The organism is Alphaproteobacteria bacterium (assembly GCA_037200005.1).
Taxonomy (GTDB): domain Bacteria; phylum Pseudomonadota; class Alphaproteobacteria; order UBA9219; family RFNS01; genus JBBCGY01.
The window spans coordinates 434772-450019 of the sequence record JBBCGY010000001.1 but is presented as its reverse complement, the minus strand read 5'-3'; the positions used below and the strand labels follow the sequence as shown (position 1 = coordinate 450019).

Sequence of the window (15248 nt, the reverse complement as noted above, 5' to 3'; positions counted from 1 at the left end):
TGTCATCACCCCTGATTTAATTTCGTGAATCGCCGCGCGAGCTCTTCTTGGCTCAGGATAAAGCTTGGCCTCTGAGACTCCTCTGGGGGGCGGACGGAGTCCGGCGTGCCCATGGGCCGCGCATCGTGCTTGCGGTAAGTCGCGCCATCGGGCCCGACATAGCGAACGCCGGGTTCCATATGCTCGCGCGGCATGGGGCCGCTGGCGGGCGGCTGAACGGACGTCGTGCCGTCTGGCGCGACATAATTCACCCAAGGCGTGCTGGAAGGCGCGGTAACGCTGTGCCGCGAGGATGGCGCTTGCGATCTACGCGACGACTCGGGCGAAGTTATCTCTCGTCCCGCCTGGCGAAACGTCTTCACGCCGGCATAAATCGCCACCGCGCCGCCAACGACCCATTCGGCCGGATGATGCTCGGACCCAAGCAGACCGTAGAGTATCCCACCGGCGCCGCAGACCATGCCCGACAAGCCGAGAGCGCTCTCGTACAAACTAAAACCAATCGAATTTGCCATGCCCAATTCTCTGAAAATTTCCGTTGTTTCGTTATACCAGAAAAAGATGAAAATAAAAAATACGCCGCATAAAATGAAAAACCGGACGTGGCAAACGTCCGGTTAACCATGATTTTGGCAGGTATGGCCTGGATCCCGGATAAAGTTCGTCCATAAATGGACGAACTTTTCCGGGTTTGAATGTTCCGGGGGAACATTCATGGGCTTTTGTAGGTTCGCGGGATCGCAAGCGATCCCGCTCGCCAACGAAGCGCCTTACTTCACTTCAACCTTCGCGCCGGCAGCTTCAAGCTGCTTCTTGAACTTCTCGGCGTCGGCCTTGCTGAGGGCTTCCTTGACGGTCTTCGGCGCGCCTTCGACCAGGTCCTTGGCTTCCTTGAGGCCGAGATTGGTGATGGCGCGGACTTCCTTGATGACCTCGATCTTCTTGTCGCCGGCGGCAGCAAGAACGAGCGTGAACTCGGTCTGCTCTTCCGCCGCCGGACCGGCAGCCGCGCCGCCAGCCGCCGCGACGGCAACCGGAGCCGCCGCGCTGACGCCCCACTTTTCTTCCAGAAGCTTCGACAGCTCCGCGGCTTCCAGGACGGTGAGGGTGGACAAGTCTTCGACGATTTTTTCCAGCTTCGACATGATATTCTCCTTACGTTGCGTGTGTGTTGAGACGATAATTTATTGCTTTGCTTTGGCGGCCATGATTCGGGCCAGCTTGCCCGCCGGTTCCTTGAGCACCACCGCAAGCCTCGTCGCCGGGGTTTGCAGCATGCCGACGATCCTGGCGCGCAGTTCATTGAGCGACGGCAATTTGGCGAGCGCCGACGCGGCCGTGGCGTCGAGCGTTTGCTCGCCCAAAACCCCGCCGATGATCTCGACCTTATTGTTGTTGCCCTTGGCGTAATCGGCGATCACCTTCGCGGGCGCGACCGGATCGGCGGAGTACGCCAATCCCGTGGGGCCTTTGAAGAAATCCGACAATCCGGCGAACTTGGTGCCGTCGACCGCACGCTTGGCTAAGGTGTTCTTGATCACCCGCATATCCGCGTTGGCCGCATGCATTTTCTGCCGGAGCGCGCGATCCTCGGCGACCGTCAGCCCCTTGGGGCGGTAGACGATCACAGAATATTGCTTCTCCAGCACTGTCCGCAGATCATCGATCTCCGCCTGTTTAAGCGAACGATCCATGTTTTGCTCCTTCCGCTATGGCTGCGCCACATGACGCAGCCGGTTGCATCAAACGATTCGCCGCTTTCGCGCCGTATCGCTTCTTCCTGCCCACGTTGAAGGAGTTGAAGGAGATGGAGCGTTCCCTTGAAAAAGGGCCCGCCCGGAACTTCCGTCTCAACACCGTCTATGCGGGATTTTAAACTCGCCTTCGCTTGCGCTCCAGCTTGCTACCCGCAGTCTTGGACAGGTCTTTTTCCGCCCTCGCGGGCGAAATCCTTATGGAACGTTTCTTAGCGTTCCAGCCTTGCCATGCCGCTCTTCGCCATCTTCATTTCAGGCGAAGGCGGAAGCGTCGCAAGAGCCAATTGAGCCGCCGCCTTGGTCGTAAGGCCATCGGCCAGCACTTCGGCGTTATGCGAAACTTTCATGCGGCCACGATCTTTTACACTCAAAATCTGTCGGCGCGCAAGACGCCATTCCTGCGTGGCGCCTTTTTGCCGCGAAATCTCGACGGCGGTGACATAAAAATAGGGAAATACGTTATACATGTCGTTTCCTCAACCAACCTGTAAACCTAAGATGGCTCTCTGTCTTTTAGAATGTTCCCACGTCGCTTTCGGAAATTTCAACACATATCCCCAGCGCTTGGAATGAAAAACCGTATCTGCCGGCTCTTTAATCTTATGAATGAATTTCCGCGCTCGTCTTGAGAGGAAAGGCCTTCGGCTAGGACGGTTTTGAGTTCCGCCACGCTCTCCCAATAATGAGATTTCTACCAGGAGGATTCCCGGCCTTGCAGGAACACATGGCACGCTCGACCACGCGCCATTGCTGCTCGACACCCTCAACCTTCGGCATCTGTTCAGGCATGATGATCGTATAATCTAAAATTTTCTTCGCCATAATGCGCGCCTCCCTGGAAAATAACTTCTCTGACTATTCCATCAGCCCAAGGCGGCTATCTGTTGCTTCGGCCTAGGAATCCTGAAAACTACGCCCCGGTGGTTGGTATGGAGATAAGCGTCTTCCGGCTTCCGGAATCTTCTTGATGAAGCTGTGCGCCTCTCTCTTGGATGGAAAGCCTTCGCCTAGAACAGCTTTGACTTCCGCTATGCTCTCCCACTCATGAGGGTTCTGGCCAGCAGGATTTCGTCCGTCCCTGCGGGAACACATCGTGCGCTCGACCACGCGCCACTGCTGCTCGACACCCTCCGCGACTTTGGGCATCTGTTCAGGAATAATGATCGTGTAGTTTAAATTTTTCTTCGCCATAATGTGCTCCTCCTTGCAAAATAACTTCTCCGATTACTTCATTACCCCAAAGCGGCTGTCTGTTGTTTAGGATATTTGAATGCCGCCGTCTGCCTCCTAGAAAGAGAAGCGCCTTCCGTCTCTGCAAGCCCACGGATGAGTTTGCTGCGCAGCTTCTTTTGACGGCAAGCCTTCAGCCACGACTTCATTGATCTTTGTCGGGCTTATGTACGTACTCGCTTCGCCTTGACCAAAGTCTTCTCTTGATCGCAAGCACATCGCCCGCTCGACCACGCGCCACTGCTGCGCACCCCATTTTCGTCTTTCGGCATCTGTTCGGCAATAATAATCGTAGGGATTTTATGATAGGCGTTTCTCATTTTAATCCTCCTTTTTAAAATAAATTCTCCAATTGCCCTCAGACTAACGCAGCCGTCTGTTGCCGTTTAGGATGTTTGAATACCGCCCCGTCCCAACGACTGGGCTCAAAAACAGCGTCTTTTGGCGCCGACATTGTGTGAATGTATTCTTGCGCTTCTGCTTGAGAGGAGAAACCTTTGGCAAGAACCGTTTTAAGCTTCGTCGTGTTCGCCCAAACGGGTTTCTTTCCGTTTTGGCCAGGCATGGCGCCCCTCGTCCGCAGGCACATGCCCCGCTCAACGACCCGCCATTGCTGCTCGACCGAATCAACCTTCGGCATCTGCTCAGAAACGATAATCGTGCAATCTAAAACTTCCTTCATCATAAGCTTGCGCATAATAAGATCCTTCTTAAACTTAAAGTAATTCTCCCTTAAGCCGCACTATTCAAAACAGCGTTGAAATCGATCTTCACGCCCGGCCCCATGGTGGAGGACAGCGTGACCTTATTGATGTAATTGCCCTTCACGCCCGACGGACGCGCCTTGCTGAATCGCCTGAACGAACGCCGTCAGGTTCTTCATCAGCGCGTCTTCGCTGAAGCTCGCCTTGCCGATTCCGGCCTGGGACCGATTCCGGCCTGGACGATGCCCGCCTTTTCGGCGCGGAACTCGACCGCGCCGCTCTTGGCGGCCTTGACCGCTTCGGCGACATTCGGCGTCACGGTTCCAAGCTTCGGGTTAGGCATCAGGCCGCGCGGGCCGAGCACTTTGCCGAGCTTGCCGACGACGCCCATCATGTCGGGCGAGGCCACGACGCGGTCGAACGCCATGAAGCCGCCGAGGATTTTCTCGGCGAGATCGTCGGCGCCGACGATATCCGCGCCCGCCTTGGTTGCCGCGTCGGGCCTTGTCGCCCTTGGCGAACACGGCCACCCGGATGGTCTTGCCGGTGCCGCCCGGCAATTGCACCATGCCGCGCACCATCTGTCCGACTGCTTGGTGTCGATGCCGAGATTGACGGAGACTTCAACGTCTCATCAAACTTGCGCGCCGCGCCCGCCGCGTTCTGCTTGAACCAGTTTCACCGCTTCGGCGGCGGCGTAGGTCTTGTTGCGATCGACGTTCGAGAACGCCTTGCGAAATTTTTTGCCGTGCTTTGCCATGTCGATTACTCCGCCACCTGAATGCCCATCGAACGCGCCGAACCGATCAGCTCCTGATTGCGCCATCAATGTCGTTGGCGTTGAGGTCAGGCATCTTGATCTCGGCGATTTCTCGCAACTGCGCCATCGTGATCTGCCGACGGTTTGCGTGCCCGCCGTCTGCGCGCCCTTCTCGATCTTCGCCGCCTTCATGATGAAGTACGAATTCGGCGGCGTCTTAGTAACGAAGGTGAAGCTGCGATCCAGAACGCGGTGATGACCACCGAATCGGCATGTTCTTTTCCATATTCTGCGTCTTGGCATTGAACTGCTTGCAGAATTCCATGATGTTCAGCCGCGCTGGCCCAGCGCCGGGCCGATCGGCGGCGACGGATTGGCCGCGCCCGCCGAACCTGCAATTTGATATAGCCTACGATTTCCTTCGCCATCTTTTCCTCTCAACACAAACGCCAAACGCCCCGGTTAACGCAACGGCGCATCGAAATGTCCTATCTATCGAAAGCGAAAGACGCCCCCGAACCCGCCATTGCCGCCACTTGCGCCAATATCGGGTGCCGTTGGTGCGGCGCCCCAGGGTATCGTTAAGGGGATGGCCTTCCACAGCGGATGGCCGCAAGCCATCGAAACTGGCGGATTATAGGCAGATTGCGGTCCATGTCTAGCGGAAGTAGAAATTAACCTATGGCGATTTCCATCATGCTTTCCTTAATCACGGCCCAGGAGGCGGCGGGGGCATGGCGCGACGGTCGCCATTCGGGCCGGGCGGCGATGGCTGCGGCGGCGGGAAGTGGCGCGGCCTTGTCAAATAGGCCCGGCGGAAGATGGTGTAAAGTCCGAGTCCGAACGCAGCCGCAACGGCGGCGCGAGGCTTATCGATCATCGCCAGCGGCACATAGCTGGCCGCGCGCAGGCCGATGGCGGAAACGTCAAACCGCAGGCGCGGTTTTTATCCGCCGGGTTACCGCGCGGGGCGGCTTCCTTAAATGCCGGATTCACATCCGAATGCGCATGAGTTTATGAGCGATGGTCATCGCATTGCCCGCCGTCACGCAAAAGGCGAAAATGGTATCCTTCACGGAACCGTCCGTCGCCAGCAGGCCGGCGCCGTATGCGGCGGATGACGCGCGATACCGCCCGACATCATGAGATGGATCGTGTCCTGCTTGCCAAGCCATCTGCGACGCGGGTTCCCGACCGCAGCAGAATGGGTAAACCGACGCCCACGCCGCTGGTGGCGATCCAGGCGCCCATCGCATACTTCTTAAGCGGCGTGATGTTGCCGTCGCTCAGAATCCGATGAACGATCAAGCCGCCGGCGAAAAGCGCCGAGCCGAAGAATCCCCGCCCTTAACGGACCCATGGATCGGTCTTATGCAAAAATCCGTTCAAGAGTTGGCCGCGACCGGCGCGTCATGCCGCGGGCGGCCGCCGCGAATTTTCCGTCCGGCGAAAAAGATAAGGAGGGGCGCGGCATGCAATTCCTTCAGCGCCGCATGCCACCGGCATCGCGACCGCAAAAATCTGTCCTGAATCTATGATGTTTATATACCACGCGCGCCGCCGCGCCGGAACGGCGGCTTTACTTTCATGGATTCTATCGGCACGGCTTATGGTTAAAAACGCCGATGAAAGCGGATCAACGCTGCTTCAATAGAGTGTCCAAGGACAATGGCGGCGGCGGCGGCGTTCTGTCGAAACATTGCCGCCCAACGCCGTGCGGCCATGCGCGCTCGAAATAATTATATTAGTTTTCGTTCCCTCCACTGAGTCGCGGGCGAAAACGGCGCATAATTTGTAGGATTTCATGTCCGCGATTTCATATTCGTAAGGCGCATTGGTTTCGGATCGTTCAGCGGCAGCTGGACGCCGGGTCTCTGCAAAACGGGACAATTGATCGGCAGCAGCGAATGCTCTTTCCAATAAAGATCGATCTGCTCGGAAATCCGGCGCAAATCCTCCGCCCTCTTTCCATCCATCCTGCGCTGCCGATGCCGGTCCGGCGGATCGGCGCTATGGCAGCCGCCACGGCGGCCACGACGACTATCGTGACCACGGCGGCGAGAATCGTGGTGCCGGTCCATTCGCTTCACGGAATTTTCTCCTCGTCCCGGCCTAAATCCCACAGATAATAGCCGAACGAAGCGCCCGCGATAGCGGCAACGACGATGATTTTCAGTACGAACCGCATCGTTATTTCACCCTTCAGACATTGTAGACCAATGTCGTCACGTCGCCGATGAGGATTCCCGAAGCGATGAAAAGCTAATATAGGTCAGCCAGCGCCGGACGGGCGAAAGCCGTTTGGCCGGATTTTTGGCGAGTTTCCCGGCCGATATAACGCGACAGGAAAAGGAACAGCGGCAAGGAGACGGTGAGGGCCGCGGCGCCCAGCTTTTCTGATCGTGCCAGTTGTATCGAGAATCCGCGAAATCGGAAAAGCCTGATCGATAAAATCGAAAAGCAGGCTGCCGAGATTAAAGCCGCCGAAATACAATGTGGCTGAACAGCACCAGATATAAAAACGCCTCGCGGCCGATAAAGAGGAGCGCGGCCGGGGCACGGGCACGGCAAAATCCAGATCGGCGAAAGCGCCGAGCGCGCTTTTCACTTGTTCGGGAGACCAGCCGGCTTTCAGCACGATTTGCTCGATGTCGCTTCGGCTAAATCCGCGCGACAAAGCTTCTTTGGTAAAGGCTTCAAGTTCTTGGATTGCCGACGCCATAGCTCCTCCTGAGTTTGGGCTTTTGATATCGGTCTTGGGAGCTAATGGCTAGCCGCCGCGCTCGACCTGGTATATTCCAGCTCGACCGGCGTGGCGCGGCCGAAGATCGAAACCGAGACTTTGAGCCGCGCCTTGTCCTCGTCCACTTCTTCCACCGTGCCGTTGAAGGAGGCAAAGGGGCCATCGATGACGCGAACCTGCTCGCCGATCTCGAAATTGATCGACGGCTTGGATGGTCGATGCCTTCCTGAACCTGGTGCAGGATGCGCTGCGCTTCGGCTTCGGAAATCGGCGCGGGCTTGCCGCCGCCGCCGAGGAAGCCGTGACCTTGGCGGTCGTCTTGACCAAATGCCAGCTTTCGTCGGTCAGCTCCATGCGGATCAGCACATAGCCGGGATAGAATTTGCGCTCGGTATTGACCTTGGCGCCGCGGCGAACCTCGACGACCTCCTCGGTCGGAACCAGGATTTCCGAAAAGAACTCGACCAGCCTTTTTTCTCGGCCTGCTCGCGCACCGATTGGGCGACCTTTTTCTCGAAACCGAATAAACGTGAACCACGTACCAGCGGTGCGACATTGCGCGAACTCCCTTGCCTTAATGCAAATTGAGGATCAGGCGGATCGCCTTGCTGACCCCCCAATCGACGAAAAAGGAAAAACACCGCCGCGACCGCCGCCATGACGACGATCGACAGGGTGGTGACGCCGATTTCCTTGCGGCTCGGCCAGACCAGCTTCAGAATCTCGCGCCTGACTTCCTGATAAATTCGATCAGCTTCTGCATAAATCCTGTCTTCTGTTCTTTGTTCTCTGTCCTCTGGCTGGCAGAGTGGGGGGCCTCGAACCCACAACCTCCGGTTTTGGAGACCGGCGCTCTGCCAATTGAGCTACACTCCTACGAGCCATTTCACCCTCTATTCAAATCTTGCTTCGGAACAACCCTGCTTCAGAACATAGCCCCCCGTTCGGCTGCGCCCGGTTAACTTGTTAAAAGCTTAGGGGGTGAACCTTTGATAGCTCTTTTTGCGGGCAAGGGCTAGAGGAATTTTGGAGGGGGTTCCGTTAACCAGCGGAAAACCGGCGCGAAGCGCCATCGCCCAAATCGTCCCCTTTATAATTATTCCCGGCCACCCGGTCGCACAGGGAACGCCAGCTGCACATCCCGCAAGCCCGGCGCGGCGCATTATAGGCCGGAGAGCCGTCCCCCGCAGCCTGATAAGCGGCGCGAAGATCGGCAACCATCGGCGCCGTCAGCAGCAGCCTCGATCCAGGACACAGCCCGGCGTCGCGGCCTGAACGCGCCGCCAAAAATGCCGAAACATCTTCAAGCGCCAGCCGTCGCGTTCGGCGGCGTGAGCCGAGAAACAATAGCGCCCGGAGCTTATCCTCGTCGGTTCCGGCGCGAAACATCGAACAGCCCCGAAGCGCGGCGGCAGCGCCGTGCAGCGGACGGCACAGCGCATCCGGCCCCGCGACGATCCTGACCGGCGCGCCGTGGGGACGGGCATTGATCCAATTGATGACGCGCTTGAAATTCCGCTCGAACGCCTTGCTATAGCCCCTGCCCGCGTAAGTCAGCATGCAAAGCAGATGGTGCCGCGCAAATCGAGGCGCGCGATTTTGCGGGTATCGGCATGGCGCTATTGCGGCCTGGCTGGGGCCGGCATCTGCGATGGAGGCTGGGGCTGGGGCTGGGGCTGGGGTTGCTCTTGCGTGCCCTCTTGCGCCCCCTCTTGTGCGCCAGCGGACATGCCGGCGATCCACGCGTCGTATTGCGCCAGCCTTTTCCGCATCTTCGGTGAGATAATTTCTCAAGGGAACGGTCATATCGTCGAGATACGCGGCGCGCGCCGTTTCCTGCGCGCTTTGCCGCCAGGCCAGATCCACCTGGCGCGGAAAGGCGTCTTCCATGTCCGGCGTCCAGTGAGGCTTCGTCTGCAAAAACAGCATGATGCGCGACGGCATCAGGCGCGGTTCATAGGGCGCCGTCAGCACGCCTCTGCCATAAAGGCTCGATCACCAGCCGCGACGGCCCGTTATAATATCAGCCGCGCATAAGCAAACCGCGCCCAGGGTAGCCGTTGGCGGGATTGCGCAACAGCGCCTCTTTCTCATAACGCATGACATCGGGCAGAAGCTGGCGGGCTTTGGGCTTGTCGAGGCCCATCTGCGCCGCGCGAGTCAGCGTCGCCTGCGCCAGATCGTCATAGGCCTGCCAGCTGTCCCAGAATTTGAGCGCCTGCTGCCGCAGCGCCATATAGCGGTCGAGCTCTTCCGGCGCCATGGTTTCCCCGCCGTAAAGCTTGTCGCGCAGCTCGCCGCTTACGCCGAGCGCCGCCCCGCCATAGGTCGCGGGGCAGGCCGAGCCACAGGCCAAGCAGCGCCAGGCCGAGCAGGGAAAACTGAAGAAACGGAGATGGGTGGACATGTCGTTTTGAATCGAAGTGGAGCAGATTGCATGAGACCCCGGATAAAATTCGTCCGCTTTGCGGCCACATTTTTCCAGGGCTTGAACGCCAAAGGTGTTCATGGACTTTTGTATGCTTGCCGCGCCAAGACGCGGCTCGCTAACAAAGCGCCTTAGTTGTGATAATACTCCGGTAATGCTTGTAATAATAGCCCATATCGCCATAGCCGTATTTGACGTGGGATTCGAGATCCACCTGCGTCAGGATCGCCCCCGGCGATGCGGTTGGTATAATTGGCGAGCAGTTTGACCGCCTGCGCGGCCACGTCGCGCGGCGTCGAGCCCCAGCGAACGATGAAGACCGACGTATCCGCGATCTTGGCGACCATCGCCGCGTCTGAAACCGCCAGCACCGGTGGCGTGTCAATGATCACCAGATCGTAATGGACGGCGCATTGGCGCAGCATTTTTTCCATCTGATGCGAGCCGAGCAAATCCTGCGGGTTGGGAGCCTTGTTCCGCGCGGGCAGATAATCCATGCCCGAAGCGCGGTCTTTCTGCACCACGGCGGCGAATTGCTTCTCGCCGGTCAGGACATGGGTGATGTCGCCGGTCTTGCTGCTGCCGCCGAGCATGGCGCGCAGCCTGGGGGCGGCGCAGATCCGCCTCGACGACGAGAATCTTGTTGCCGGTCAGCGCCAGGGGAGCGCGCCAGGGAAACCGCCACCGTCGTCTTTCCCTCGCTCGGCAGCGCGGAGGTCAGCATGACGATCTTCGGCGGCTGGTCGACGTTGGAGAAATGAATCCCGGTGCGTATGGTGCGCAGCGACTCGCTGAAAGACGATAGCGGCTTTTCAAGGATGTAATCTTCCGGCGTTTTGTCGGTGACGTTCTTCAGGCTCGGCACCATGCCGAGCGCGGTCAGGCCGAGCGCCTCTTCGATCTGCGGCATGCCGCGGAAGCCGCGGTCGAAATATTCGATCAGGAATGCGGCCATGATCCCGAGCGCGAACCCGCCGAAAATCCCGGCGATGAGGAAGATCAGCTTGTTGGGGAAAGAGGCTTCGAGCGGCGGTTCGGCGCGGGCGACGATTCTCGAATCCGTCTCCTGCATATTCTGCTGTTCGTTGATCTGCTTGAAGCGGTTGAGGAAGCTTTCATACAGCGCCTTGTTGGCGTCGGCTTCGCGCATCAACTGGCGCAGCGTGACTTCCGCGTGGCTGCCTTCCTCGGCCTGCGCCTGAATCCGCTTCAGCTCGCCCGCGAGGCTGGCTTCCTTGGCGCGGGCGATATCGACTTTCATTGGCGAGGCCCTGGACGATTTTCCCGACTTCTTCGGCGATTCTGCTTTGAATGTCGCGCAGCTCTTCCTTCTGATTGATAATTTGCGGATGGCGCTCGCCGTAGCGGTTGGTCATCTCCGCGAGCTTGCGCCGCACTTCCGATTCCTGCTCGCGCAGCCTCTGGATCAGCTGCGAGGCCAGCACGTCGCCCGAGGCATTGGCCCCGCGCGGTGTGCGCACCATGTCCTGAACCCCGCGCAGCCGCGCCTCGGCTTGGGCGCGGATCGCGCGCGCCTCGACCAATTGGCTGTTGATCTGCGAGGCTTGCTGTGTCGTGATCGTGCCGCCGCTGATCTCGGTCAGGTTGTTCTGGCGGCGGGAAATCGGCGACCGCGTTCTCGGTCTCCTGAACCTTGTCGCGCAGGCCGGCCAGGCGCTCGGACAGCCATTTGTTGGCGCGCTCGGCGGCCTCGAATTTGGTTTCGAGCTGATCGACGAGATAGGCATCGGCAAAAGCGTTGGCGACGGCGGCGGCATTTGCGGCGAATTTCCGCTGAACACGACCTTGATGGCGAAGGAACGGCCGTCATTGGTGACGTCGAGCCGCTTGGTGACCTCGTCGATCACGGCAGTGCGGACGGCGGCGTCCTGCTCTTCGGGCTTCGGGTTCGGGCGGAATGAGCGAAACCAGTTGCTGGCGACAGCCAGCTTACATTCAGCGCGCGATTATAGATCGGGTCCTTCATCAGCCCCATTTTGTCGACCACGCGGGCGATCATCGTGCGGGAACCGATGATGTCGATTTCGCTTCGGATCGCGCCGGTGTCGGTGCCCAGGCCCGACAGCACATCCTCCAGGTTGGTGATGCGCGACTTGCGCGTATCCTGCATCACGATCGCGGTGCCCGAATAGCGCGGCGGCAGCACGAACGCCATCAGCACCATGAATACGGTCATGGCGAGCGTCACGCTGCGATGGACGGTTTTGCGGCGGTTGAATAAACGGACGAAGGCGCCGAATTCGAGGTTTTGGGTCTGCTGCATGACCCGGCTTAGCCTTGCTGGACCTGGGGCATGTGGTGATTTTCGGGCAATGGGAGCATGGATTGTCTCGATGCGAAAACGGAGCGAAAAGCAGGACGAAAAAAACGGGGCTAAGCCCCCTAATTTGCCAAGGCAAAGTTAAGGGTTAGTAACCGAAGCGCGAAAATGGAAAATTACGATGGGAAAGCCGGGCTGGGACTCATGGATTTATGAGTCCAACCCCTACTAAATTCTTAGAAAAACCGTTCCGGAACCCGCACCACGTCGCCCGGCATGATCTGATCCGTTTCGGCGGTCTTGCGTTCTTTTTTCTCGGGATCGCCCCGCGCGCACGACCGTAATGCCGTCGTCATTGGCGCGATAGGGTGTAGCCGCCCGCCATCGCTACCGCGTTAACGATAGTCATGCCGTTGACATAGGGGTAGCTGCCCGGCTTGAGAACTTCGCCCAAGATGAAGAACGGACGATAATTAAGCACGTCGATATTGACCTTGGGATCGCGCAGATAGCCGGCGCTTAGAATTTGCACGAGGGTGGCGGTTGTCTGGGTTACCGTCATATTGGCGACATTGACCTGTCCGACCAGCGGCATCGAAATCTTGCCGATGCTGTCGACTTCGAACTCTCCGGAAAGATCGGGCTCTCCGAATACGGTAATGCGAAGCTTATCGCCGGAGCCTAATTTATAAGCCGCGGTTCCTTCCGGAGCAGCTTGGCCCTGAGAGGCTTGAACCTGCTGGATCGGAGGCGCCATGGCAGGGCTGCGACTGCGCGGGAGCGGCGGCAACGGGCGCCGCGGCGGGTATCGCCACAGGCGCGGCGACTGCAACAGGGGCCTGCGCCGGGACGGCTTTCGGCGCGGGCGCAACCGCCTGCGAAGCAGCGGCAACAATGGTCGGCGCGGGCGCTTCGTCTTCGGCTTCCTCAGCTTCTTGCGAGGCGTTCGGTTCCTGCCGCGCAAAAGAAGGGGTTTGCTTGCTGCTGCTGTTGCGGCTGGCGCGCGAAAAGGTACTTCACCGGCGTCTTCGCCGACGCGGGCAATGGCACGAACAGAAGCGCGGCCAGCAACACGCCGGCCAGCACACGCACACGCAACAATATCGTCAACATTTCGAAACCCATCCTGGAATAATAATTGCCGGATAAATTCTTACTACATTTGCGCGCCAAAACGCAACTGCGCAACATGCCGGTCATAATTGAACGCCCCGATCGAGGAAATACGATTGTCGAAATCATATTGCAGATCGCTATAGAAGTGGCGGTTGAAGAAATACCTCACCCCGGCGCCGGCATTGAACTGGTCGTCCTGCCTGTTCGGCGCGCCGTTGAAGTCATAACGGGTAAACCCGGCCTTGCCTTCAAGCAGGATATTGCGCCGAAGTTCATGCTGCGCCGTGAATGAGCCGCCGGTGCTGATAAAGCTGCGGTAGCCGGTGGTGAGCGTATCTTCCAGCGTACGGTCGGCTTCCATCGCCAGCGATGTCAAGCCGGTGATATTCCACAACAAATTGCCGCCGAACTTGAAGTCGGATGTCGTATTGCCCGCGCCGTCGGCATTGTTCCAGTTGCGGTAATCCTGACTCATGTAACCGGCATAGGCCTCGCCGGTGAATTTGCCGCCGGAGAATTCAAAGCCGGAACCGAACACAGCGTCGAATCCCTGCGAATTCTGCGGCGCATTGGCCTCGAAATCGCGCCAGTTATAGGTGCCCTTTACGAAAGGCTGCCAGAATCGCATCACTTCATATTCCAGCTTGCCTTCCGCCGTATGGATGAACCGGTTGCGGAAATTCAGGTTGATCTCGCCGCCGGCGGCAGTTTGCAAGGGATCGTAATCGAAGCGACGCACGGCATACTGGCCTTCCAGGCTGACCCGGCCCTGCTTGCGCAGGCCGCCAGTATAAAACCGGTAGTAATTATATTCGATCGGCGTGGCCTGCGCGATATTGTCGGGCGAGCCGCGCGCTTCGGTCAGGCGCTGATAGTCCGCGCCGTAATTGATATAAGTGCGGTTGGCGAGGTCGAAACGGCCGCGCATGTTCAAAAGCCCGTCGCGATAATTTTCACCCCAATGGTCGGTGTAGAGGCCGAAATCGGCCTGCGCGCCGAAGGAAAGCGCGTGCCGGTTCCAGTTCGAAAAGAACGTCAGCGCGGGCTGCGCGATCCAGGCGACATCGGCGGTCGATTGCTGTTGCGAATAGATATTGCTGTCGAATACGACGCCCGCCTCGATTGACGGGAACATCTGGAACGAGCCAACATCGATCGGGATCGGATCATATTCGGGACGCGGGCGCTGGGCGATCGTCTGCCCGGCCACGGCGCCGTTGGGGCTGGCCGAAACCGGATCGCGCAGATTGATCGAACCGTCCGGCTGAACCCGGCCGGTGAAAAATCCCGTCTGGCCATAAGCAGCTTCAGCAGTTGTGGAAAAACCGGTAATCGCAACCACGGCGGCGGTGAGCAGCAAGCTTTGGCGCAACGAGAAAGTCTTCATTGTTTAACTCCGCAAATTGTAACTGATTTAACTCAGGACCCAGACTTGAAACACCGAATAAAAATTGCCGAGCAGGGCGGCGGTTGCCTTAGAACTTCTTGCGCCCTACTTCATGCGCAAGCCGTGCCGCAGATTCCGGCGGCACGGCTTTTCGTCACCATCATCAACCGGCGGCAGACGCCGCCGGCAACGCCTTACCTGGCTTCGATGCAGACCGTGGGCTGCTGGTTATTGTTGGGCATCGATCCCGGCAGACGCGCGAACTGAACCTTATTGGACAAATTGGAGTCGGCATTTTCATCGCGCGCCAGCTCGGCGAATTGGGCCGAATTCGTCAGCACCGCGGAATACAGCGTGGGATCGGCAGCGACGAAGCTTGGCTGTCCGGCGATGCCGAGAGCGATCGACATGACCTTGCCGACATCTTCCTGATTCGAGCCCTGCTGGCCTTGGATCGTGGCGGCGGCGACGATCGATTTGATGTCGCTGGCGATGGTTTGCGCCGTCGCGGGATCGAAATCCAGAGCGCCGCAAGTGCCGGTTTGCTCAAGCTGTCCGAGCGCGGCCTTGATATCGGTGGCCACGGTCTTGTTGGCTTCCTTGAAAGCCGTCGCGCATTGCGCGCTCGTCGTCGCGGGCGCCGCATAAGCGGCAGCCGGCGTCACTGCCAAGCCCAGGGCCAATAGCAGGGCGCTCGAAGAAAAAGCTCTTTCGATTGTTCTGATCATTGTTAAAACTCCCAAAAAATGTTTCCTTTCCGCCCGGCAGATGATTCGCACAACTGATTCGCCTACTGATTCGCGCTGCGCTGCAACCTTGCGTTCCGTCATCGTTATACACAA

21 protein-coding genes, 1 tRNA gene and 4 pseudogenes are annotated in these 15248 nt (G+C 58.6%); all 26 read right to left on the bottom strand.

The annotated features are described in order from the left end of the window. Positions 1–5: 5 nt before the first annotated feature. On the bottom strand, positions 6–515 hold the full coding sequence (locus tag WDO70_02430) for a hypothetical protein (GenBank protein ID MEJ0062070.1): 510 nt from the start codon (positions 513–515) through the stop codon (positions 6–8). Positions 516–770: 255 nt separating this feature from the next. Then, entirely contained in the window at positions 771–1145 is a 375-nt protein-coding gene (gene rplL, locus WDO70_02425) for a 50S ribosomal protein L7/L12 (protein ID MEJ0062069.1), read from the bottom strand. A gap of 39 nt (positions 1146–1184) precedes the next feature. Continuing rightward, positions 1185–1694 (bottom strand): 50S ribosomal protein L10, encoded by a 510-nt coding sequence (rplJ, locus tag WDO70_02420; protein MEJ0062068.1) that lies wholly within the window; start codon positions 1692–1694, stop codon positions 1185–1187. Positions 1695–1966: 272 nt separating this feature from the next. Then, positions 1967–2224, bottom strand: coding sequence for a hypothetical protein (locus WDO70_02415; protein ID MEJ0062067.1), 258 nt, complete (start codon positions 2222–2224; stop codon positions 1967–1969). 427 nt (positions 2225–2651) lie between these two features. Next, on the bottom strand, positions 2652–2948 hold the full coding sequence (locus WDO70_02410; protein MEJ0062066.1) for a hypothetical protein: 297 nt from the start codon (positions 2946–2948) through the stop codon (positions 2652–2654). A 397-nt stretch (positions 2949–3345) separates the two neighbouring features. After that, on the bottom strand, positions 3346–3684 hold the full coding sequence (locus tag WDO70_02405) for a hypothetical protein (protein MEJ0062065.1): 339 nt from the start codon (positions 3682–3684) through the stop codon (positions 3346–3348). 35 nt (positions 3685–3719) lie between these two features. Beyond that, positions 3720–4451, bottom strand: a pseudogene (gene rplA / locus WDO70_02400) (50S ribosomal protein L1). 46 nt (positions 4452–4497) lie between these two features. Beyond that, positions 4498–4610 (bottom strand): annotated as a pseudogene (locus WDO70_02395) (50S ribosomal protein L11). Positions 4611–4668: 58 nt separating this feature from the next. After that, positions 4669–4776, bottom strand: coding sequence for a hypothetical protein (locus tag WDO70_02390; GenBank protein MEJ0062064.1), 108 nt, complete (start codon positions 4774–4776; stop codon positions 4669–4671). A gap of 384 nt (positions 4777–5160) precedes the next feature. Beyond that, entirely contained in the window at positions 5161–5331 is a 171-nt protein-coding gene (locus WDO70_02385; GenBank protein MEJ0062063.1) for a hypothetical protein, read from the bottom strand. Positions 5332–5443: 112 nt separating this feature from the next. After that, the gene (locus WDO70_02380; protein ID MEJ0062062.1) at positions 5444–5626 is read right to left on the bottom strand and encodes a hypothetical protein; all 183 of its coding nucleotides are present in this window, start codon (positions 5624–5626) and stop codon (positions 5444–5446) included. 627 nt (positions 5627–6253) lie between these two features. Further along, positions 6254–6541 (bottom strand): hypothetical protein, encoded by a 288-nt coding sequence (locus WDO70_02375; GenBank protein ID MEJ0062061.1) that lies wholly within the window; start codon positions 6539–6541, stop codon positions 6254–6256. Between the two features lie 182 nt (positions 6542–6723). Then, a complete protein-coding gene (locus WDO70_02370; protein ID MEJ0062060.1) occupies positions 6724–7173 on the bottom strand; it encodes a hypothetical protein in 450 nt (149 codons plus the stop codon). A gap of 41 nt (positions 7174–7214) precedes the next feature. Beyond that, positions 7215–7750: pseudogene (gene nusG / locus WDO70_02365) on the bottom strand (transcription termination/antitermination protein NusG). A 127-nt stretch (positions 7751–7877) separates the two neighbouring features. After that, a pseudogene (locus WDO70_02360) lies at positions 7878–8024 on the bottom strand (preprotein translocase subunit SecE). Further along, a tRNA-Trp gene (locus tag WDO70_02355) sits at positions 7996–8070 on the bottom strand. Before WDO70_02355 ends, WDO70_02360 begins: the two are co-directional and overlap by 29 nt. A gap of 165 nt (positions 8071–8235) precedes the next feature. Further along, entirely contained in the window at positions 8236–9168 is a 933-nt protein-coding gene (locus WDO70_02350; GenBank protein ID MEJ0062059.1) for a hypothetical protein, read from the bottom strand. Between the two features lie 49 nt (positions 9169–9217). Continuing rightward, positions 9218–9601: a hypothetical protein gene (locus WDO70_02345; protein ID MEJ0062058.1), complete on the bottom strand. Its 384-nt coding sequence runs from the start codon at positions 9599–9601 to the stop codon at positions 9218–9220. Between the two features lie 152 nt (positions 9602–9753). Then, positions 9754–10215 carry a CpsD/CapB family tyrosine-protein kinase gene (locus WDO70_02340; protein MEJ0062057.1) on the bottom strand — a complete coding sequence of 154 codons (462 nt, stop codon included), beginning with the start codon at positions 10213–10215 and terminating at the stop codon, positions 9754–9756. Beyond that, a complete protein-coding gene (locus WDO70_02335; protein ID MEJ0062056.1) occupies positions 10170–10772 on the bottom strand; it encodes a GNVR domain-containing protein in 603 nt (200 codons plus the stop codon). Before WDO70_02335 ends, WDO70_02340 begins: the two co-directional genes overlap by 46 nt. Further along, complete coding sequence (locus WDO70_02330; protein MEJ0062055.1) at positions 10738–11490, bottom strand: hypothetical protein; 753 nt, start codon at positions 11488–11490, stop codon at positions 10738–10740. Before WDO70_02330 ends, WDO70_02335 begins: the two co-directional genes overlap by 35 nt. Next, positions 11487–11906, bottom strand: a complete 420-nt coding sequence (locus WDO70_02325; GenBank protein ID MEJ0062054.1) for a Wzz/FepE/Etk N-terminal domain-containing protein — start codon at positions 11904–11906, stop codon at positions 11487–11489. Before WDO70_02325 ends, WDO70_02330 begins: the two co-directional genes overlap by 4 nt. 349 nt (positions 11907–12255) lie before the next feature. Beyond that, entirely contained in the window at positions 12256–12660 is a 405-nt protein-coding gene (locus WDO70_02320; GenBank protein MEJ0062053.1) for a polysaccharide biosynthesis/export family protein, read from the bottom strand. A gap of 170 nt (positions 12661–12830) precedes the next feature. Further along, positions 12831–13103, bottom strand: a complete 273-nt coding sequence (locus tag WDO70_02315; protein ID MEJ0062052.1) for a hypothetical protein — start codon at positions 13101–13103, stop codon at positions 12831–12833. Further along, positions 13060–14406: an outer membrane beta-barrel protein gene (locus WDO70_02310; GenBank protein MEJ0062051.1), complete on the bottom strand. Its 1347-nt coding sequence runs from the start codon at positions 14404–14406 to the stop codon at positions 13060–13062. The genes WDO70_02315 and WDO70_02310 overlap by 44 nt, the downstream gene beginning before the upstream one ends. 194 nt (positions 14407–14600) lie before the next feature. After that, positions 14601–15134 carry a hypothetical protein gene (locus tag WDO70_02305; GenBank protein ID MEJ0062050.1) on the bottom strand — a complete coding sequence of 178 codons (534 nt, stop codon included), beginning with the start codon at positions 15132–15134 and terminating at the stop codon, positions 14601–14603. Positions 15135–15248: the final 114 nt, after the last annotated feature.

Excerpts from the sequence above, each read along its gene's own strand:
- WDO70_02430 (MEJ0062070.1), bottom strand. The coding sequence starts at position 515 with ATGGCAAATTCGATTGGTTTTAGTTTGTACGAGAGCGCTCTCGGCTTG.
- rplL (MEJ0062069.1), bottom strand. The coding sequence starts at position 1,145 with ATGTCGAAGCTGGAAAAAATCGTCGAAGACTTGTCCACCCTCACCGTC.
- rplJ (MEJ0062068.1), bottom strand. The coding sequence starts at position 1,694 with ATGGATCGTTCGCTTAAACAGGCGGAGATCGATGATCTGCGGACAGTG.
- WDO70_02415 (MEJ0062067.1), bottom strand. The coding sequence starts at position 2,224 with ATGTATAACGTATTTCCCTATTTTTATGTCACCGCCGTCGAGATTTCG.
- WDO70_02410 (MEJ0062066.1), bottom strand. The coding sequence starts at position 2,948 with ATGGCGAAGAAAAATTTAAACTACACGATCATTATTCCTGAACAGATG.
- WDO70_02405 (MEJ0062065.1), bottom strand. The coding sequence starts at position 3,684 with ATGCGCAAGCTTATGATGAAGGAAGTTTTAGATTGCACGATTATCGTT.
- WDO70_02390 (MEJ0062064.1), bottom strand. The coding sequence starts at position 4,776 with ATGGAATTCTGCAAGCAGTTCAATGCCAAGACGCAGAATATGGAAAAG.
- WDO70_02385 (MEJ0062063.1), bottom strand. The coding sequence starts at position 5,331 with ATGATCGATAAGCCTCGCGCCGCCGTTGCGGCTGCGTTCGGACTCGGA.
- WDO70_02380 (MEJ0062062.1), bottom strand. The coding sequence starts at position 5,626 with ATGGCTTGGCAAGCAGGACACGATCCATCTCATGATGTCGGGCGGTAT.
- WDO70_02370 (MEJ0062060.1), bottom strand. The coding sequence starts at position 7,173 with ATGGCGTCGGCAATCCAAGAACTTGAAGCCTTTACCAAAGAAGCTTTG.
- WDO70_02345 (MEJ0062058.1), bottom strand. The coding sequence starts at position 9,601 with ATGTCCACCCATCTCCGTTTCTTCAGTTTTCCCTGCTCGGCCTGGCGC.
- WDO70_02340 (MEJ0062057.1), bottom strand. The coding sequence starts at position 10,215 with ATGCTCGGCGGCAGCAGCAAGACCGGCGACATCACCCATGTCCTGACC.
- WDO70_02335 (MEJ0062056.1), bottom strand. The coding sequence starts at position 10,772 with ATGCGCGAAGCCGACGCCAACAAGGCGCTGTATGAAAGCTTCCTCAAC.
- WDO70_02325 (MEJ0062054.1), bottom strand. The coding sequence starts at position 11,906 with ATGCAGCAGACCCAAAACCTCGAATTCGGCGCCTTCGTCCGTTTATTC.
- WDO70_02320 (MEJ0062053.1), bottom strand. The coding sequence starts at position 12,660 with ATGGCGCCTCCGATCCAGCAGGTTCAAGCCTCTCAGGGCCAAGCTGCT.
- WDO70_02315 (MEJ0062052.1), bottom strand. The coding sequence starts at position 13,103 with ATGACCGGCATGTTGCGCAGTTGCGTTTTGGCGCGCAAATGTAGTAAG.
- WDO70_02310 (MEJ0062051.1), bottom strand. The coding sequence starts at position 14,406 with ATGAAGACTTTCTCGTTGCGCCAAAGCTTGCTGCTCACCGCCGCCGTG.
- WDO70_02305 (MEJ0062050.1), bottom strand. The coding sequence starts at position 15,134 with ATGATCAGAACAATCGAAAGAGCTTTTTCTTCGAGCGCCCTGCTATTG.